Genomic DNA, 19,819 nt, shown 5'->3' on the forward strand with positions numbered 1-19,819 from the left:
CCTCGGACACGGGGTGACTCCTCCGAACGCGCCCCCGCAGCAGCCGTTCTCACCCGGCGCGCCACAGGGTCTTGTCCCCCTGGACGATGACCACGTCGCCGGAGGGGCGGATGAGCAGGCGTGCGCCCCGGTGGCCGGTGGTCTTGGAGGACCACAGGGGCCGGCCGGCGGCCGTGAGGACGGCGAGTTCACCGTCGGTGGTGAACCGTGCCTCGGCTCCGGTGCCCGAGGTGCCCGCGCTCCACACGGAACGGCCGTCACCGTCGTACAGGACCAGGTCGCCGCTGCTCTCCATGCTCAGGCGGACGGCGCCGGCGTCCAGGGTGTCGCCGGAGCGCAGCACGGTACCGGCGTGCACCTCGATGGAGTCGTCGAGTCTGCCGGCGGCCAGGGCGTGCAGGGTGGGGAGGGAGGGGGTGAAGGCGTAGACGGCGCCCTCGGTGCGGATGAACCGCTGGAAGGAGAGCGTGGTGGCGCGGCTGCCGCTCTCGGAGGGGCATTCGAACGCGGCCTGGGAGCCGGGACCGATGACCGGGTCGGCGCCCGGGACGGGGTGGCGGGCCGGCGGGAAGTCCACGTCGTTGACCCAGCGTTTGGCGATGAACTCGAACTGCTCGACGAGGTCGGCCTGATGGCTGACGAAGAGGAGGCCGCGCGCGGTGTCGTCGCCGCCCTCCGCGCGGGATCCGGTCTCCGGGCGGTGCGGCGGTCCGAAGGGGATGCCGCGCCGGATGATGCGGCGGGAGTCGAGTTGGGCGATGGGCAGGGGCGGACGTCCCGGGGCCGGGGTGAGGCCCCCGCGCGGGTTGCTCTTGCGGATGTGCGAGAACAGCGGTGTGGTCCAGCCCTGCGGGTCGTCGTGGAAGTCGAGCGCGCCGTCGACGTCCTCGCCGGGCAGGGGGACGCGTTCGGCGACGGGGCAGGTGGCGACCGGTGCGCCACCGGGCCAGCGGCCGATCATGCGGGCGGCGAGCCACTTGGGGTCGGCGTCGGAGGGCGCGGCACCGGAGCGTTTCAGTTCGGCGAGGCACTCGGCGGCCTGGTTCCACCACCCGGGCACGTCCTGCGCGAGCCGTCGTACGACGTGGAAGGAGCCGCCGGTGGCCCACGCGGGGAGCCCGGCGGGACGCGCCCCGACGCGTTCGTGCCCGATCAGGAACTCGCCGGCGGGCACCAGCCGGGTGCCGGGCCTGCCGTGGACGGTCGCGGGGTTCGCGGCGTCGGACGCGTCGAAGCCGCGTACGCCGGGTTGGCTGATGGCGTCGAGGAAACCGAAGTGCTCGTGGCCGCGCAGTGCGCCGGGGAGCGTGGCGCCGTCCTGGCCGAAGAGGACCGTGGCGGCGGCTGCGTCGAGCGAGCGGCGGTGGCGGTCGACGGCTTCGGCGAGTCGCCCGGAGTCGTCGGCGGCCAGGGTGAGGACGGCGTGCACGTCGTCCTCGGACGCGCCGAACAGCCAGGAGTCGGGGGCGCTGGGTCCCGTGTCGCCCAGTGCCTCGGCGCGGGCGGCGGCGCCGTCGCGGAAAGCCTCGGCGGTGCCGCCGGCGGGGACCGCGGGGAAGGGGTCCTTGCCGGCGAGCAGGCTCAGACCGGGGTGGGTGAGGCTCAGGCCGGTCCACAGGGTGGCCATGCCGGCCGGGTCCACGCCGCCCCGCAGGGTGCGCGCCCTGCTGAACTCGGCGTTGAACCGGGTGACCTGATCGGTCGTGGAGAGGTCGGGCAGCAGGGCGCCGAGCCATCGCCGGGCCTTGCCCGCGTCGTGGAAGTGGACGAGGAGCAGACGGACGTGGTCCTTGCGGAAGCCCGCGAGGATGTCGCCCTGGGTGGTGGTGTCGGTGCGCAGGGGCAGGGCCTGCGCCGCGGCCCGGGACGCCGGGGGTGCGACGGGTGTGCCGGGGGCGCCGACCCGGGGCGCGGCGCCGGCCGCGGTGCCGGGGATCCCGACGGCGAGGGCGGCGGCGCAGGCGCCCGCCCGTACGACGGTGCGGCGGGTGGGGTGGTGCGGGGAGGGCGGGGTCTGCAACGTGTCCTCCGGGCAGGGAAGGGGGCGCGGCCGGGCGACGCCGGGGAGGGGCGCGCCGGGCAGCCGATGATCATCACCCTGTGCGATGGAGGGGAGACGCGCGAGGCGGACGCACCGATGGGGTGACGGGGCGTCGGGTGACGCCCCGTCGGTCGCCGGGAGCCGGGCCCGGGTCGTCTCTTTCGGATCTTGCCGGGCCCTGGTGCGCGGACCGCCGTCAGCGATCTCCGAGGAGGCGGCAGACGAAGTTCTCCTCGGTGGTGCGGAGCCGGTCGAGGAGCTGCGGGTCGAGCGGCACCTGGCTCGTGACGGACACGGTCACCGACCGTTTGCCGTCCGGGGTGGCCGCGGCGAACTGGGTGTAGCCGGGGAAGTTGCCGGTGTGGCCGAGGACGGCCCCGCAGCGCGTGGTGTAGCGGAAGATGCCCAGCCCGGCGGCGTTCGCGCCCGGGCCGGCGGGCTCCGAGGCACCGCCCCGCACGAAGCGTTGCTGTTGGCGGCGGGTCGGCGGGGACAGCAGTTCGGGGCCCGCGTAGCCGCGGATGAACGCGGAGAGGTCGCGCGGGGTGGAGACGATTCCGCCCGACGCCCAGACGCCCGAGGCCCCGAGCACTTCGCTGACGTCCTCCGGTGGGGCCGGCGGATCGACCTCGTAGCCGTGCATGTAGGGCTCGGGCAGCCGGTAGCCCTGCGGGAGGCTGGTGTTCCGCAGGCCGAGCGGTCGGTACACCCGCTCCTTCAGCAGTTCCTCGTAGCGGCGGCCGGTGGCCTGTTCGGCCATCAGCGCGACGGCGATGTTGTCCGAGTTGGAGTACCGGTAGCGCGATCCGGGCTCGAAGCGGAGGTCCTCGTCGGCGACGAAGTCGAGGAGTCGGCGGGAGTCGAAGCGGTGTCGGGGGGCGGCGGTGAGGATCTCCAGGAACTCGGGGTCCTCGGTGTAGTCGGGGAGACCGCTGGTGTGGTTCAGGAGTTGGCGGAGCGTCACCGCGTGCCAGTCCCGGGGCAGGCGGGGCAGGCGGCGGCCGATCGTGTCGTCGAGGCCGAGCCGGTGGTCGTCGACGAGGCTCAGGGCGACCGCGCCGCTGAACGCCTTCGCGACGCTGGCGATCCGCATGTGGTCGTCGAGGCCGGGTGCCTCACGGCGGCCGATCTCGGCCACGCCCGCCCGATAGACCTCCTGGCGGCCCTCGCGCCGGAGCACGGCGATGGCTCCGGGCGGGCCGCCGGGAGACTCGACGAGTTCCTGGAGCTGTCGCTGGAGGGACCGGTCCCGGGGCGGCTCCCCCGGGCCGGTCCCCGCGGCCGCCGGGGTGAGGCTGCCGGCGAGAGCGCTCGCGGCGAGGGCGGCGACGGCCGCGCGCCGCAGGCCGCGTGGACGGGGGCGGGCGGCGGATCGGCTCGGGGTGTGCAGCGGACGCACGCGGGTACCTCCTCGGTTTCGGGCCCCGGCGGGCCCGGGCGATGTCTCGGCCCAGCATCGGGTCGCGGCCCGCCCGCCGCTTGCGGCCTGCTCCATCCGGCCGAGGAGCGGCGGGTGACGGGGCGCGCGGACGGCCGGTTCGAGTGGGCCCGCGCACGGGAACCGGGGTCACACTGGGACCAGGACGAGACCCGCCCTCGTCGGCGGGCCGAGGAGAGGTGGCCGACGTTGGCCGTTCCGATCGTCATCGACTGCGATCCCGGGCACGACGACGCCCTGGCCATCATGCTGGCGGCGGGGGATCCGGGGATCGACCTGCTGGCCGTGACCACGGTGGCGGGCAATCAGACCCTGGACAAGACCACGCTCAACGCGCTCCGGGTGTGCACGGTCGCGGGCATCACCGGCGTGCCGGTCGCGGCGGGGTGCGCGCAACCGCTGGTGGAGCCGCTGGAGGTGGCCGAGGACGTGCACGGGGTGTCGGGGATCGACGGTCCGCGGTTCCCCGTACCGACCGTGGCGACGGTCCCCGAACACGCGGTGGAGTTGCTGCGGCGGGTCCTGATCGGACACCCCGAGCCGGTGACGCTCGTACCGACGGCTCCGCTGACGAACATCGCGCTCCTGTTGACCCGGTACCCCGAAGTGGCCGGGCGGATCAAGGAGATCGTGCTGATGGGCGGGTCGACGGAGCGGGGGAACCGGACCCCGGCCGCCGAGTTCAACATCCATGTGGACCCGGAGGCCGCGGACATCGTCTTCCGCAGTGGTGTCCCGGTGACCATGTGCGGGTTGAACGTCACCCATCAGGCTCTCGCCACCCCCGGGGTACTGGCCCGGTTCGAGGCACTGGATTCCGAACTCGGTTGGATCTGTGTGGAGTTGTTGCGGTACTTCGCCGAAAGGTATCGCCGCCTGTTCGGGTTCTCCGCTCCCCCGGTGCACGATCCGGTGGCGGTGGCCCGTGTCATCGATCCCGCGATCGTCTCCTGCGTCGACGCGCACGTGGCCGTCGAACTGCACGGCCGGCACACGCGCGGGGCGACCGTGGTGGACCTGCACGGGCGCCTGGGTCTGCCGGCGAACGCCCGGGTGGCCGTGGGCCTGCGAACGGACCTCTTCTGGGATCGGATGGTGGCGGCGGTGGCCGCGCTGGGCGCCGCGCGCGACTGAGCGCGGTCCCGCGGTCCGCGGGTCCGTCGGTCGGCGTCCGGAACCCCCGGTGGGCCAGGTGGGTGTCCGGCGGACGGTCGAATCCGCGGCCGGCCGGATCCGCTCGTCACCCCCGGCCGCCCCCGATCGCGCCGCCCCGTGCCGTCTCACCGGCCGGGTCGGGCCGCGGCCGAAGGCGTGACGGGCGGGTGTACGGGGAAGGCTGGGCGGACGATGACGCGGCGGGCGGCGCGGGCGGAGGCCCGGGCGGGTCCGGTGTTCCGCGCGGCCCGAACCGGGTCGATCACCCCGACGAGTGTGGAGGAACCGGCGGATGCCGAACGAGCGAGCGGGCCGACCGGCGGAGCAGGGCGATCTGATCGATGTCGCCCGGCTCGTGACCGCGTACCACGCCTTGCGCCCCGACCCTTCGGATCCCGTCCAGCGGGTCGCTTTCGGCACGTCCGGGCACCGCGGATCCTCGCTGACGACGTCCTTCAACGAGGACCACATCGCGGCGACGAGCCAGGCGATCAGCGAGTACCGGTCGCGGGAGGGCACCGACGGGCCGCTGTTCCTGGGAGCCGACACGCACGCGCTGTCGGAGCCGGCCCGGGTGACGGCCCTGGAGGTGTTCGCCGCCAACGACGTGACGGTGCTGATCGACTCGGCCGACGGGTACACGCCGACGCCCGCGGTCTCCCACGCGATCCTGACGTACAACCGCGGGCGCTCCTCCGGCCTGGCCGACGGCGTGGTGGTCACCCCCTCGCACAATCCGCCGGCGGACGGCGGCTTCAAGTACAATCCGCCCCACGGCGGCCCGGCGGGTTCGGCGGCCACCGGTTGGATCGAGACGCGTGCCAACGAGATCATCGCGGGCGGGCTCAAGGAGGTGCGGCGGATCCCGTACGCGAGGGCCCTGGCCGCGCGGACGACGGGGCGCCACGACTTCCTCGGCGCGTACGTGGCGGACCTGCCGTCCGTGCTCGACCTGGACGCGGTGCGCGCGGCGGGCGTGCGGATCGGGGCCGACCCGCTCGGCGGTGCGTCCGTGGCGTACTGGGGGCGGATCGCCGAGGAGCACCGTCTCGATCTGACGGTGGTGAACCCGTACACCGATCCCACCTGGCGGTTCATGACGCTGGACTGGGACGGCAAGATCCGGATGGACTGTTCCTCGCCCTACGCCATGGCCTCGTTGATCGAGAGCGCGGGCCGGTACCAGATCGCCACGGGCAACGACGCGGACGCGGATCGGCACGGCATCGTGACCGCCGACGCCGGGCTGATGAATCCCAACCACTACCTCGCCACCGCCATCGCCTACCTGTTCGCGCACCGCCCGGACTGGCCGGCGGCCGCGGGCATCGGCAAGACGCTGGTGTCGTCGGCGATGATCGACCGGGTCGCGGACGACCTGGGGCGCCAACTGGTCGAGGTGCCCGTGGGCTTCAAGTGGTTCGTGGACGGACTGGCCTCGGGCGCCCTCGGGTTCGGTGGGGAGGAATCGGCGGGAGCCTCGTTCCTGCGGCACGACGGTTCACCGTGGACCACCGACAAGGACGGGATCCTGTTGGCCCTGCTCGCGTCCGAGATCCTGGCGGTGACGGGGCAGACGCCCAGTGAGCGGTACGCGGAACTCACCGCGCGGTTCGGGGAACCGGCGTACGCGCGCATCGACGCCCCCGCGACCCGCGAGGAGAAGGCGGTGCTCGGCCGGTTGTCCCCGGACCAGATCACCGCGGACACGCTCGCGGGCGATCCGGTGACGGGGGTGCTGACGCAGGCGCCGGGCAACGGGGCGGCGATCGGCGGCATCAAGGTGACCACGGAGAACGCCTGGTTCGCCGCGCGCCCGTCGGGCACCGAGGACGTCTACAAGATCTATGCCGAGTCGTTCCTCGGCCCCGACCACCTGGCGACGGTCCAGGAGGAGGCCCGGAGCGTGGTCTCGGCGGCCCTGTCCGGCTGAGCCGGCTCGACGGCCCCCAAGCGGCGCCCACAAGCGGTGTCGGGTCACCGGAGACCCGGTGACCCGACACCGCCAAGATCGAACCCACTTAGGTTAGGCTAAGCTAAGTCCCCTTGAAGGGGCGAGCACCGGCCGACGACAGGACCTAGGGGGAATGCGGCCGTGGGACTTCCGACTGCCGAGCGCTATGCCATGCCCGACGAGGACACGCTTCCACGGTCCGTCGCACCCTGGAAGGTCGATCCGGGACGGGCCGCACTGCTGATCCACGACATGCAGCACCATCTGCTCCAGGTCTTCCCGCCCGGGGTCCCGCCCCTGGTCGACCTGGTCGCCAACGTCGCCCGGCTGCGGGACGCCGCCCACCGGCTCGGCCTCCCGGTCGTGTTCAGCGCGGAACCCCCGATCTCCCCCGACCGGCGGGGGCCCGCCCACCGACCGGCCGGCCCCCACGTGGACGGGGGCGGCGCCGCGACACCTCGGGACGGGCGCATCGCCGCCTCGCCGGCCCCCTCCCTGGGTGAACACGTGATCACGAACACCCGCGACAACGCGTTCCTGCGGAGCCATCTCGAACGGATCCTGCGGACCTCCGGGCGTGACCAACTGATCGTCTGCGGCCTCTTCGCGCACTCCGGGATCCTGCTCACCGCCGCCGACGCGTACATGAACGACATCCAGCCGTTCGTCGTCGCCGACGCGGTGGCCGACGTGTCCGCCGAGGAACACGCCCTCGCGCTGCGCTGGTCGGCCGCGCGCGGAGCCGTCGTACGCACCACCACCACCTTGATCGACGAACTGGAACTCTGATGACCACTGCACCGAACACGGTCGAAGGCAGACGGATATGAACGTGCGGGCAGCCGTCGCGGGAGCGAGCGGATACGCCGGGGGCGAGCTGTTGCGGTTGCTCGGCGCCCACCCCGGGATCGAGGTGGGCGCACTCACGGCGCACACCAGTGCGGGGCGCACGCTCGGTACCGTCCAGCCCCACCTGCACCGGTTCGCCGACCGGGTGCTGGAGGAGACCTCCCCCGACCGGCTCGCGGAACACGACGTCGTCTTCCTGGCCCTGCCGCACGGGGAGTCGGCCGCACTCGCGGCCCGCCTGCCCGAGACGACGCTGGTGATCGACCTCGGGGCCGACTTCCGACTGCGGGACCCGGACGCCTGGAAGCGGTTCTACGGCGGTGAGCACGCGGGGAGTTGGCCGTACGGTCTGCCGGAGCTGCCCGGCGCGCGGGAGGCCCTCGCCCGCGCCACCCGCATCGCGGTACCGGGCTGTTACCCGACGGCCGTCACCCTGGCCCTGTGGCCGGGTTACGGCGCCGGGTCGCTGGAGGCGGAGGCGGTGGTCGTCGCGGCCAGTGGCACCTCGGGCGCCGGGCGGGCGATCCGCCCCCACCTGCTGGGTTCCGAGGTGATGGGGTCGATGAGCCCCTACGGCGTCGGGGGCGGCCACCGGCACACTCCCGAGCTGGAGCAGAACCTCTCCCTGGTGGCGGGCGCGCCGGTCGGCGTCTCCTTCACCCCGACGTTGGCCCCCATGGCCCGCGGGATCCTCGCCACCTGCTCGGCCCGTCTGCTGCCCGGCGCGACGGAGGCGGAACTGCGCGCCGCCTACGTGTCGGCCTTCGCCGAGGAGCCGTTCGTACGCCTGCTGCCACCGGGACAGTGGCCCACGACGGGTGCCGTGGCGGGCTCCAACACCGCGCTGGTGCAGATCGCCGTGGATCCGGCGGCGGGGCGCCTCGTCGCGGTGTGCGCCATCGACAACCTCACCAAGGGGACGGCCGGTGGAGCGGTGCAGAGCATGAACATCGCACTGGGCCTGCCGGAGACGTCGGGGCTGCCGTTCGACGGAGTGGCGCCGTGAGCGTCACGGGGCGGGCGCCGGTCAGGGCGCGGACGGTCATCGAGGCCCTGCCGTGGCTGGAGCGATACCAGGGCCGCACGGTGGTGGTGAAGTTCGGCGGGCACGCCATGGTGGACGAGGAACTGAAACGGGCCTTCGCCGAGGACGTCGTGTCGCTGCACTACGCCGGGCTGCGTCCGGTGGTGGTGCACGGCGGAGGGCCCCAGATCAGCGCGCTCCTGCGGCAGTTGGACCTGAAGGTGGAGTTCACGGCCGGGCTGCGCGTCACCACTCCCGAGGTGATGGAGGTGGTACGGATGGTCCTGGCCGGTCAGGTGCAGCGCGATCTGGTCCACCTGATCAACGCGCACGGCCCGTTCGCGGTCGGCATGACGGGCGAGGACGCGCGCACGCTGACCGCGGTGCGGCGGCCCGCCGTGGTGGACGGCCGCGAGGTGGACATCGGCCTGGTCGGCGACATCGTCCGCGTCGAACCAGACACCCTGCGCGGCCTGTTGGAACGCGGACGGATCCCCGTGGTGTCCCCGATCGCCCGGGGCGAGCGGGACGACGCGATCTACAACATCAACGCCGATCTGGCGGCGGCGGCCCTCGCCGAGGCGCTGGACGCGGAGAAGTTGATCATGCTGACGGACGTGGCCGGATTGTATGCGGACTGGCCCCACAGCGACGAGGTCGTCGACCGCCTCACCGTCGGGGAACTGGAACGGCTGCTGCCGACCCTGGCGGGTGGCATGGTGCCCAAGATGGAGGGCTGTCTGCGCGCGGTGCGCTCCGGGGTGCGGATGGCGCACGTCCTGGATGGCCGTGTCCCCCACGCGCTGCTCCTGGAGGTGTTCGCGGACGAGCACACGGGAACCGCCGTGGTGCCCGACGACCCGGCGGACGCCTGCCCGGTGAGCGACCGTCCGGCCGGCGCGGACCCCCTGGACGCCTCCCCCGCCGGCTGATTTTCGGCCCTTCTCGACGACGCGACCCCGGCAGGCTTCGGCCGCCGGGGTCGGCGGCGTGTCCGCACATCGATTGCACACCAGGGCAGTTGGCGATCCGGCGGTTCGACATCCGGGCACTTTCCGCCAACTTGACACGACCCCCACAATCGGTGATGTTAGGCCAGCCTTACCTAAGTATCTGGGTGAGACAGAGGAAGGATGGGAATGTCCGCACCACACGCGAACACCACTCCAGGGGAGCGACTCCCGGACACCCGGGACCTGGTGGGCATCGGCTTCGGCCCCGCCAACCTGGCCCTGGCGATAGCCGTCAAGGAGCACAACGACCAGCGCACACCGGGTGACGCGATCCGGGCGTCCTTCGTCGAGCGGCAGGACGACTTCGACTGGCACCGGGGCATGCTCCTCGAAGGCGCCACCATGCAGGTGTCCTTCCTCAAGGACCTCGTGACGCTGCGCAACCCCGGAAGCGCCTTCAGCTTCGTGCACTACCTCCAGGACCGCGGGCGGCTGGTCGACTTCGTCAACCACAAGACGTTCTTCCCGACCCGGATCGAATTCCACGACTACTTCCGCTGGTGCGCGGCCCGGTTCCGGGAACAGGTCCGCTACGCGACCACCGTCACCGGCGTCGCCCCCGCACCGGGCTCGGCCGCGGCGGGCGCGGTGGACGAACTCGACGTCCTCACCCGCCCGGCCGGCGCCCCCGAGGCGGTCGGCTCCGCCGGCCTGCGCGCGCGCGCAACATCGCGATCGGCACGGGCCTGGTCCCGCGGCTGCCGGAGGGCGTGGAGACCGGCGAACGGATCTGGCACAACCGCGACCTGCTGCACCGCGCACCGCTGTTGACCGAGCGGACTCACCGCCGGTTCGTGGTCGTCGGAGCCGGTCAGTCGGCCGCGGAGACGGCCGACCACCTGCACCGGACCTTCCCCGACGCCGAGGTGTGCGCGGTCTTCAGGCGCTACGGCTACAGCCCCGCCGACGACAGCCCGTTCGCGAACCGCATCTTCGACCCGGCCGCGGTCGACGAGTTCTACCGCGCCCCGCAGGACGTGAAGCAGCAACTGCTCGGCTACCACGCCAACACCAACTACTCGGTGGTGGACGGGGATCTGATCGAGCAGCTGTACCGGACGGTGTACCAGGAGAAGGTGGCCGGGACGGAACGGCTGCGGATCATGGGCGCGAGCGAGTTCGCCGCGGCGACCCCGACCTCGGACGGCGTCCGGGTCACCGTCCGCTCCCTGACCGGCGGCGAGACCCTCGCCCTGGACTGCGACGCGCTGGTCCTGGCGACCGGCTACCGCGCCGGCGACCCGCTCGACCTGCTCGGCGATCTGGCCGACGAGTGCCTGACCGACGGTCAGGGACGCCTGCGCATCGGCCGCGACCACCGGGTGGAGACCACGTCCCGGCTGCGTGCCGGCATCTACCTCCAGGGCGCCTCCACCGAGCACAGCCACGGCATCACCTCCTCCCTGCTGTCGACCCTGGCCGTGCGCTCCGGCGAGATCTGCGACTCCCTGTTGTTGAACGCCGCCGAGCGGGACCTGCGGGCCGGCGCCCCGGTGCCCACCGCCCCCGCGAACCGGGGCTGACGGCCCGTGCCCACCATCACCGCCCCCACGGCCCCCACCGCGCCGCCCGCCGTGGACCTCACGGCGGCCCAGGCCCATGTGCTCGCGGCGCAGACCGCGGCGCCGTCCTACGCCGGCTACAACGTCGGGCAGTACATCGAGCTCGTCGGCCCACTGGACACCGAGGCCCTGGACGACGCCGTCGGGCGCACCCTCGACGAGGCTCCCTGGCTCCGCTTCAGCGTCACCAGCGAAGGCGGTCGGTTCCGCCAGGCGCCCGTACCGGTCCGCCCGCCGGCGCGGAGTCTGGCCCGTCTGGACACGTCCGGCGCCGCCGACCCGGTGGCCGCGGCCGTGGAACTGGTACGCGGTCAACTCGCCTGCCCGCCCCGGCTGGAGCTGCTGATCGACCCTCCGTTGCCGGACCTGGTGCCCGATCTCGCGGGCGCCGTCCTCGTGACCACCGGTCCCCGGCACCACCTGCTCGTCCAGTACTTCCACCAGCTCGTCGTCGACGGGTACGGGGTGGCCCTGCTCAGCCGGCGGATCGCCGAGCACTACACGTCCCTGGTCCGGAGCACGACGCCCACGCCGTCCCCGTTCGCGCCCGTCTCCGTGCTCGCCGACGCCGACCGGGTCTACACCGCCTCCGCGGCGTACGACACCGAGCTGGCCGCGTGGACGAGGCGCTACGCCGAACCCCCGGCCCCGGCCTGGCCGGCCGGTCGCCCCGCCCCGGCGGGTGACACCGCCCTGCGCCACACCGTGGTCCTCGACCGGGCCGACAGCGCCGCCGTGGCCGACGCCGCCCGCTCGGCCGGGGTCACCTGGGGCGAGGCCGTCGTCGCGGCCACCGCCGTCGACCTCGCAGCCCGGACCGGCGCGGCGGAGGCCACCCTGGCGCTGTTCACCACGGCGCGCACCGCCCCGGGCACGCTGCGGGTACCGGGCATGGCGGTCAACATCCTCCCCGTGCGCGTACCGGTGTCGCCGTCCGACACGTTCCGCGCCCTGCTGGGCCGCGCCGCCGACGAACTCGCCTTCCTCCGGCGCCACCAGCGCGTCCGGGGCGAGGTACTGGCCCGGGCCCTGTGGCCCGAGCTGCCGGGAAGCCGGGTGCCGGGGCCGCTGGTCAACCTGCGGCCCTTCGAGACCGAGCTCGACTTCGCGGGCACCCGCGGTCACGTGGTCAGCCTGGCGTCGGGACCGGTGGACGACCTGTCGGTCTCCGCGTCCGGCTACCCGGACGGGCGGCTGCGCCTGGACTTCGACGCCAACCCCGCCCTGTACGACGAGACCTCGCTGCGCCGGCAGGCCGAGGTGTGCGCCGCCGCCCTGGTGGCCCTCGCCCGGGAACCCGGCCGTGCCGCGCTCCCCCTCGTCGCGGAACTCGCGGCCACCGCGCCGGGCCCGCGCACGGTCCCGCCCGGGGCCGACCCGGCTCCCCCGCGCGCCCGGCACGGCGGACCCGAACCCGACGACGAGAGCGGGACGGTGGCCCTGCTGCCGTCCGCCCACCGGCTGCGCGGCGCGCAGGGCGCCGTGGAGCACCTGCACGAGTCCGTCCTGCTGCGGGTCCCGGCCGGACTCCGGGCGGCCCCGCTGCGCCAGGCCCTGTCGGCCCTCGCGCGACGTCATCCGGCGCTGCGGCTGGCCCTGCACCGCACGGACGGCATCTGGAGCCAGGAGATCCGGCCCGCCGCCTCGGCGCCCGCCGTGACCGACCCGGCCACGCTGCGCCGGATCGGCGTCGCGGGCCGCCCGGAGTCCGAACGGGAACGGCTGGTCGCCGAGGCAGCCCGGACGGCCGCCGCCGCCCTCGACCCGCGCACCGCGGCCGTGGTGCGGGCGGTCTGGTTCGACGCGGGTCCCCGGGAGCCGGGGCGACTGCTGCTCGTCGGACACCATCTGTCCGTGGACGACGTCACCTGGCAGTCGCTGGCCGACGAGATCGCCCCGCTGTACGAGGAGTACGCCTTCGGGGAGCGTTCCGCGGACGACGCGTTGCCGCCGGCCGGCGGGCTCACCGGCTGGGCGTCCACCCTGGCCGCCGAGGCCCAGTCGACCGCCCGGGTCGTGGAGCTGGCCCACTGGGAGGCGCTCGCCTCCGGTACCACCGGGCGGGCCTGGGCGGCCACCGAGGGTGGCCACCGGGTGGTGACGCGGCTGGAGCTCCCCGTCCCGCGCCGGGAGCCGGCTCCGGACGGCGCCGACCCCGTCGACGCCCTGTTGCTCGCCGCTCTGGCCCGGATCGCGTCGAACCGGCCGCGCCTGCACGACGGCACCGCACTGCTGGTCGACCTGGAACTCCCCCGGTCCGACGCGGCGCCGCGCACGGCGGGCCGCCTCACCTCCGCGTTCCTGCTGCGCCTTCCGCTGGGCCCGGGCGGCGCGGCCGAGGCCGCGCAGACCCATCGTCGGGTGGTGGACGCCCTGGCCTCGGTCCCGGACCGAGGCCGGGGGCTGGAACAGTTGCGCCACCTCAATCCGCAGACCGCGGCCCGGCTCGCGGACCTGCCGCGGGGCGGGGTCCGCTACCACCGCCGGACCGTGCTGCGGGCGGCGGACGAGACCTCCGCGTGGGGCCCGGCCCCGGCCGACGAGTGGCGGCCTCCGGAGGTTCCCGGCACCGCGCTGCCGCTGACGGGACCCCTGGAGCTGACGGTCCACACGAGCCCGCCGGGCGACGGCCCGAGGGCCGTCGCCGTGGCCTGGCGCTGGTCGGACCGGCTGTTCACCGCCGACGAGGCGCTCGCCCTCGCCGAGGAGGCCACCGCCACCGCTCGCGCCCTCGCCCTGCTTCCGGGGGACGCCGCCGGGAGGCCCTGAGGGCCCGTCACCGCCACGTCCCCTGGTCGACCCGTCCACCGTTTCCACCCACCACCGCACCACCCACCCATCCAAGGAGAGTCCCCATGGCCACCACCAACCCGTTCGAGGACGACGACGCCCGCTACTTCGTGCTGGTGAACGCCGAGAACCAGCACTCGCTGTGGCCCGCCTTCGCCGAGGTCCCCGCCGGCTGGACGGTCGCCCACGGCGAGGACACCCGACAGGGTTGCGCCGCCTACACCGACGAGCACTGGACGGACATGCGTCCCGCGAGTCTCGTGGCCCGCGGCTGACACATCGCCCCGCCCCGGGGCGCACACACGGAAGCCGGGCCGGAGCGTTCGCTCCGGCCCGGCTTCCGCGAGCCCTTCTCACACCGTCAGGCGCAGTACGCGCGAGCCCCGGGCGGGATCGAGTGCGGCGGCCCAGTCGGCCGGGGCCTCGCCGGGCTCGACCGGGACGAAGCCGTGGCGCAGGAAGAGCCGGGCGGAGCCGGTGGTGGCGGTGAAGAGCGTCCGCACCTCGCTCCGCCGGGCCCGCTCGACGGCGGCTCGGAGCAGTTCCGATCCCACGCCCTGCCCCTGGCAGCCCGGCGCCACGCAGAAGTTGTAGACCACCGCCGTCGCGGGCGCTTCGTCCCGCAGGGCGAGGCAGCCTCGTACGCGGTCGCCGCCGGCGCCCTCGGCGACCAGGAACTCCCCCGCGTGGGCGAGGTAGTGGCCGATCGAGCGGGCCCTGAGCGCGCCGGAGGGGACGAACGCCCGGGAGAGCGCGTACAGGTCGGGCGCGTCGCGCAGACGGGCCGACCGGACGTGGGGGACGGGGGGTTCCGGCGTCGGGAGGTGCTCCGGAGTCGGAAGGCTCTCCGGGGCGGCGGGGAGGTCCGGATGCGCGGGGAGGTCTGCCTCGACGGAGGCTGCGACAATGATCGACACAGGTTTAGGTTAGCCTTGCCTAAGTTGACCTGCAATTCGCCACTCCAGCCTCACCCGCCCTTCAGTCCGGGCAAGTTGACCGTCCGCAGGTCGAAAGGGTTCCCCCTCCGACTTGACGCATCCACCTCATCCTTAGTTAGGTAAGCCTTGCCTCATCGATGGGCGGGCTCCTCCTCACAGAACAGAGAGCCGTGACATGTCCGAATCCTTCACCACCGAGCCCCTCGGCCTCGATCGCCTGATCCAGGACGTCGCCGAGGTCCTCTACGTCGAGCCGGCCGACATCTCGCCCGACGAGGACCTGATCGACCAGGGCCTGGACTCCATACGCCTGATGACCCTGGTCGAGAGATGGCGCGCCGAGGGCGCCCGGATCAGCTTCGTGGACCTCGCCGAGCGCCCCACCCTGCGCGAATGGGCCGCTCTCCTGTCCACCGCCGCCTGATCCGCCCCACCCGCCGTCCCCGCCGTCAACGGAGCCCCCTGTGTCCCTGCGCGACCTCGTCATCGACATCGAACCGCTGCGCACCAGCCGCGACTTCCGGGCCATCTTCATCGCCCGGGTGGTCTCGCTCTTCGGCCTGGGCATGGCGACCGTCGCCCTGGCAGCCCAGGTGTACGGGTTGACCCGCTCGACCTTCGACGTCGCCGTGGTCAGCATGATCATGAGCATCACCGTGCTGCTGGGCTCGCTCTGGGGCGGCGTCATGGCCGACCGCACCGACCGCAGGCGTCTGATCGTATGGGCGCGCGGGGCGGCCGCCCTCGCCTTCGCGGGGCTCGCGGTGAACGCGATGCTCCCCGACCCCTCCCTGTGGGCGATCCACGTCTGCGTCGCGTGGGACGGCCTCGCGACCGGCGTCAGCGTCACCGCGCTCATGGCGGTGGCCCCCACACTGGTCCGCCCCGACCAACTCCCGGCGGCCGGCGCCCTGATCTCCCTCACCGGAGAGATCGGCTCCATCAGCGCGCCGCTGCTCGGCGGCGTCCTGTTGGCCGCCTGGGGCGCGGGGCCCGTCTTCGCCTTCGCCGCCGTCACCACCGCGGTGACCACCTTCCTGATCTCGCGCATCCGCCCACTGCCGCCGGTCACCGACGAGGAGGACGAGGAGGGCGCCGAGCAGGACTCCGGCTCCCCGATGGTCGCCTTCCGGTACGCCCTGCGCAACCGGGTCGTCGGTGGACTGGTGCTGCTCGGGGGCGTGGTGGCCGTGTTCAACGTCCCCGTCGTGCTCTTCCCCGAGATGGTCGACCGCCAGTTCCACGGCGACGAGATCATGCTCGGCCTGCTGTACACGGCCCCCGCGGTCGGCGCCGTCCTCGCGTCGGCGACGAGCGGTTGGATCGGCCGTGCCGCGCGCCCCGGCGGCCTGTTGCTCGCCGCGGCCTTCACCGGCGGGCTCGCCACCGTCGGCTTCGGCCTCAGCGGCCACGTGGCCGTCGCCTTCCTGATGCTCGCCGTGGGCGGCGCGGCCGGCACGGTCTACGAGATCCTCGAATACGCGCTGGTCCAGCACAGCACCCCGGACCGTCTGCGCGGCCGGATCGTCAGCGTCATCACCGCCCAGGGCACCACCGGCGGCGTCCTCGGTGACGCCGAGGTCGCCTCCATCGCCCGCTGGTTCAGCCCGGCCGGCGCGGCGATCCTCAACGGCGCCGTCTGCGCCGTCGCCGCCGTCGGCGTGGCCATCGCCGTACCGGGCCTGCGCCGGGCCACCCTGCCCCGCGAGGACGACGACGCCCCCGAGGTCCCGGACCCCCTCGCCAAGGACGCCGGGCAGCGGCCCGTCACCGAGGCCGCGCACCCCTCCGACGCCTGACCCCGGCGCCCCTCCACCACTGCGCCGTCGACGACCTCCCGGCTCCCCGCCATCGACCGGCCGGTCCGGCCCCGTACCACCCGTCTCGTCTCGGCCGCCACCGCCTGCGGCCCGGAAAGGCAACCGCCATGACTCACGCCCTCACCACCACGGCCCGCCTGCGCGCCCGCCTGCGCCGTGCCGCCGCCGGCCTCGTCAGCCTCCTGGCGGCCTCCCCCGCCCCGTCCGGACGCTGACCTTCCGCCATCTGCGGGCACCACCCGTCGCCCGACCGCCTCCTCGCCCCGCCGCCGAACCCTGGAGCACGATCCCCATGAGCGACCGCCCTTCCCAGCGCCTCCCCCTCACCGGGGCCCAGACCGGGGTCTGGTACGGACAGCGGCTCGATCCCGAGTCCCCGGTCTACAACGTGGGCCAGTACGTCGAGATCGAAGGCGACCTGGACCCGGGCCTGTTCGTGACCGCCCTGCGGCGCACCGTCGCCGAGAGCGAGGCGCTCACGGCCCGGTTCGGCGAGGACGAGGCCGGCGATCCGTACCAGCTGACCTGGCCCGGGCCGGCCGCCGGGCCGATCGTCGCGATGCTCGACCACACGGGCCAGGACGACCCGCTCGGCACGGCGCTCGCCCTGATGCGCCGGGACATGGCCACGCCGGTGGATCCCGTGACGGACCCGCTGTACGCGTTCACGCTCCACCGGATCGGTCCGGGCCGCACGCTCTGGTACCAGCGCGCCCACCACATCGCGCTCGACGCCTTCGGCTTCTCGCTCATCTCGCGGCGCACCGCCGAGGTGTACACCGCGCTCGTCCGCGAGGAGGAGCCGCCCGCGAACCCGTTCGGATCCCTGAAGGTCGTCACCGACGAGGAGCGGGAGTACCGCGAGTCGCCGCGCTTCGAGACCGACCGCTCCTACTGGCTGGAACGGCTGGCAGACTGCCCCGAACCCGAGCCGCTGAGCGGCACGGCGCTGCCCGCCGCCCACGCCTTCCTGCGCGACGGCGCCACCCTGTCCGCCGAGGAGACCGCCGGTCTCCTGGACATCGCGCGTTCCGCCCGGGCGAGTTGGGCCGACGTGGTGACCGCCGCGTTCGCGGCCTTCCTGCACCGGGCGACCGGCGGCCACGACGTGCTGCTGTCGATGCCCGCCATGGCGCGCCTGGGCTCGGCCGCGCTCAAGGTCCCCGCCATGGTCGTCAACGTGCTGCCGTTGCGGATCGCCGTGCGGCCCGGCGTCGCGCTGGGCGACCTGGTCGCCGAGGTCGCCGCCGGGATCCGCGACCTGCGCCGCCACCAGCGCTACCGCGCGGAGGACATCCGCCGCGAGTTGGGCCTGTCCGGTCGCGCCCGCGGCCTGCTGGGTCCCATGGTCAACGTGAAGGCGTTCGACAACTCCCTGGACTTCGCGGGCGCCCCCGCCACCGTGCACAACGTCGCCGCCGGGCCCGTCGACGACCTGACCCTCGGCGTGTACCACGACGCCGCCGAGGGCCGGATCCGCTTCGAGTTCGACGGCAATCCCCAGGCGTACGACGCGGCCTCGCTGGCCGAGCGCTGCCGGGAGTTCGCCCGCTTCCTGCGCGCGGCCGCGGCGGCCGGCCCGCTGGTTCCCGTGGGTCGACCCGACCTGCTCTCCCCGGAGGCGCTGGAGAGCGTCCTGCGCGCCGGCAACGACACCGCGCGGGCGTTGCCTCCCGGTACCGCGATCGAGGCCTTCGCCGAGCAGGCCCGCCGGCACCCGCTGCTGCCCGCCGTGATCTGCGGTCCGGTCACCCTCGACTACGCCACGCTCGACGAGCGTGCGCGCCGGCTCGCCCGGGTGCTGGTCGACCGGGGCGTCGGACCCGAGAGCTTCGTGGGGCTCGCCCTGCCCCGCACCGCCGACCTGGTCGTCGCCCTGCTCGCCGTCTGGCGGGCCGGCGGCGCCTACCTGCCGCTGGACCTGGACTATCCCGCCGACCGGCTCACGTTCATGGTCGAGGACGCCCGCCCCGTGTGCGTGCTGACCACCCTGGACAGTGCCGCCCTCGCCCCGCTGGTCGAGGGGGTGGAGACGGTGGTCCTGGACGCCCCGGACACACTCGCCGCGCTCGCCGACGTCAGACCCGGGGAGCAGGCCGCCGAGCTTGCCGGCGCCGCAGCGGAACACCCGGCGTACGTCATCCACACCTCGGGCTCCACCGGCCGCCCCAAGGGCGTGGTGATCTCGCACGGCGCCCTGGCCAACTTCCTGCACATGCAGGCCGAGGTCCTCGAACTGACGCCGAACGACCGGCTGGTGGCCGTCACCACCATCTCCTTCGACATCGCCGCGTTGGAGATCCACACCCCGCTGATCTGCGGGGCGACGGTGGTCCTCGCCGGCCGGGACACCGTGCGCGACCCGGCGGCGCTGGCCGCCCTCGTCGACGAGCACCGCCCCGCCGTCATGCAGGCCACCCCCTCCCTGTGGCACGCGCTCCTGGAGGACGGTCGGCCGACCACCCTGGACGGCACCCGGGTCCTCGTCGGCGGTGAGGCCCTGCCCGCCGTGCTGGCCGAGCGGCTGGCCCGTACCGCGCTGTCCGTCACCAACGTCTACGGACCGACGGAGGCCACCGTCTGGGCCACCTCCGCAGACCTGGCGCCCGACCACACCGGTGTCCCGGACATCGGCGTGCCGTTCTGGAACACGCGGGCGTACGTCCTGGACGGCGCCCTGCGTCCGGTCGCCCCGGGCCGTCAGGGCGAGTTGTACCTGAGCGGCTCCCAGCTCGCCCGGGGCTACCTCGGGCGGCCCGCGTTGACGTCCGAGCGGTTCACCGCCGACCCGTTCGGCGGGCCGGGCGAGCGGATGTACCGCACGGGCGACCTGGCCCGGCGGACCGCGGACGGGCGGATCGAGTTCGTCGGCCGGGCAGACGACCAGATCAAGCTGCGCGGCTTCCGGATCGAACTCGGCGAGATCGAGGCGGCGCTGACGGCAGCCGAGGGCGTGGGGCGTGCCGTGGTCCTGGTCCGCGAGGACCTGCCGGGCTTCCCGGCACTGGTCGGGTACGTCACCCCGGCCGGCGACGGCCCGGCCCCCGAGGCGGGCGCGTTGCGCCGGGCGGCGGCGGAGCGGCTGCCCGAGTACATGGTCCCGTCGGCGGTGGTGGTGCTGGACGCGTTCCCACTGACCTCGAACGGGAAGGTCGACCGGCGTTCGCTCCCGGCCCCCGACCTGTCCGGCCTGGCCGGTTCCGGTCGGGCGCCGCGCGGTGCCCGTGAGGAGATC

At 74.1% G+C, this 19,819-nt stretch carries 12 protein-coding genes and 2 pseudogenes; 11 read left to right on the top strand and 3 right to left on the bottom strand.

The genetic code is table 11. The annotated features are described in order from the left end of the window. Positions 1–49: 49 nt before the first annotated feature. Positions 50–2,020, bottom strand: coding sequence for a Dyp-type peroxidase (locus tag ACQEVM_RS20065; RefSeq protein WP_433080949.1), 1,971 nt, complete (start codon positions 2,018–2,020; stop codon positions 50–52). Between the two features lie 217 nt (positions 2,021–2,237). Further along, positions 2,238–3,440 (bottom strand): serine hydrolase domain-containing protein, encoded by a 1,203-nt coding sequence (locus tag ACQEVM_RS20070; RefSeq protein ID WP_433080951.1) that lies wholly within the window; start codon positions 3,438–3,440, stop codon positions 2,238–2,240. A gap of 228 nt (positions 3,441–3,668) precedes the next feature. Here ACQEVM_RS20070 and ACQEVM_RS20075 point away from each other — a divergent pair, with 228 nt between their 5' ends. The 8 genes and pseudogenes from ACQEVM_RS20075 (at position 3,669) to ACQEVM_RS20110 (ending at position 14,101) form a co-directional block, all read left to right on the top strand. Next, entirely contained in the window at positions 3,669–4,613 is a 945-nt protein-coding gene (locus tag ACQEVM_RS20075; RefSeq protein WP_433080953.1) for a nucleoside hydrolase, read from the top strand. A gap of 313 nt (positions 4,614–4,926) precedes the next feature. Next, a complete protein-coding gene (pgm, locus tag ACQEVM_RS20080; RefSeq protein ID WP_433080955.1) occupies positions 4,927–6,567 on the top strand; it encodes a phosphoglucomutase (alpha-D-glucose-1,6-bisphosphate-dependent) in 1,641 nt (546 codons plus the stop codon). A gap of 162 nt (positions 6,568–6,729) precedes the next feature. Further along, a complete protein-coding gene (locus ACQEVM_RS20085) occupies positions 6,730–7,377 on the top strand; it encodes an isochorismatase family protein (protein ID WP_433080957.1) in 648 nt (215 codons plus the stop codon). A gap of 37 nt (positions 7,378–7,414) precedes the next feature. After that, the gene (gene argC / locus ACQEVM_RS20090) at positions 7,415–8,443 is read left to right on the top strand and encodes an N-acetyl-gamma-glutamyl-phosphate reductase (protein ID WP_433080959.1); all 1,029 of its coding nucleotides are present in this window, start codon (positions 7,415–7,417) and stop codon (positions 8,441–8,443) included. After that, positions 8,440–9,393, top strand: coding sequence for an acetylglutamate kinase (argB, locus tag ACQEVM_RS20095; protein ID WP_433080961.1), 954 nt, complete (start codon positions 8,440–8,442; stop codon positions 9,391–9,393). Before argC ends, argB begins: the two co-directional genes overlap by 4 nt. A 207-nt stretch (positions 9,394–9,600) precedes the next feature. Next, positions 9,601–10,997, top strand: a pseudogene (locus ACQEVM_RS20100) (lysine N(6)-hydroxylase/L-ornithine N(5)-oxygenase family protein). A gap of 6 nt (positions 10,998–11,003) precedes the next feature. Continuing rightward, positions 11,004–13,805 carry a condensation domain-containing protein gene (locus ACQEVM_RS20105; RefSeq protein ID WP_433080963.1) on the top strand — a complete coding sequence of 934 codons (2,802 nt, stop codon included), beginning with the start codon at positions 11,004–11,006 and terminating at the stop codon, positions 13,803–13,805. An 86-nt stretch (positions 13,806–13,891) separates the two neighbouring features. Continuing rightward, positions 13,892–14,101, top strand: coding sequence for an MbtH family protein (locus ACQEVM_RS20110; RefSeq protein WP_053675469.1), 210 nt, complete (start codon positions 13,892–13,894; stop codon positions 14,099–14,101). A gap of 78 nt (positions 14,102–14,179) precedes the next feature. Here the strand turns inward: ACQEVM_RS20110 and ACQEVM_RS20115 are convergent, their stop codons facing one another. Next, positions 14,180–14,743, bottom strand: coding sequence for a GNAT family N-acetyltransferase (locus ACQEVM_RS20115; protein WP_433080966.1), 564 nt, complete (start codon positions 14,741–14,743; stop codon positions 14,180–14,182). A gap of 196 nt (positions 14,744–14,939) precedes the next feature. Here ACQEVM_RS20115 and ACQEVM_RS20120 point away from each other — a divergent pair, with 196 nt between their 5' ends. From ACQEVM_RS20120 to ACQEVM_RS20130, 3 genes and pseudogenes are all read left to right on the top strand, one after another. After that, positions 14,940–15,188, top strand: a complete 249-nt coding sequence (locus ACQEVM_RS20120) for a phosphopantetheine-binding protein (RefSeq protein ID WP_433080968.1) — start codon at positions 14,940–14,942, stop codon at positions 15,186–15,188. A gap of 40 nt (positions 15,189–15,228) precedes the next feature. Then, positions 15,229–16,563, top strand: coding sequence for an enterobactin transporter EntS (entS, locus tag ACQEVM_RS20125; protein WP_433080970.1), 1,335 nt, complete (start codon positions 15,229–15,231; stop codon positions 16,561–16,563). A gap of 313 nt (positions 16,564–16,876) precedes the next feature. Further along, positions 16,877–19,741 (top strand): annotated as a pseudogene (locus ACQEVM_RS20130) (amino acid adenylation domain-containing protein); the annotation flags it as partial. Between the last annotated feature and the right edge of the window lie 78 nt (positions 19,742–19,819).

Source organism: Streptomyces sp. CA-243310 (genome assembly GCF_050936775.1).
In the GTDB taxonomy this organism is placed as follows: domain Bacteria; phylum Actinomycetota; class Actinomycetes; order Streptomycetales; family Streptomycetaceae; genus Streptomyces.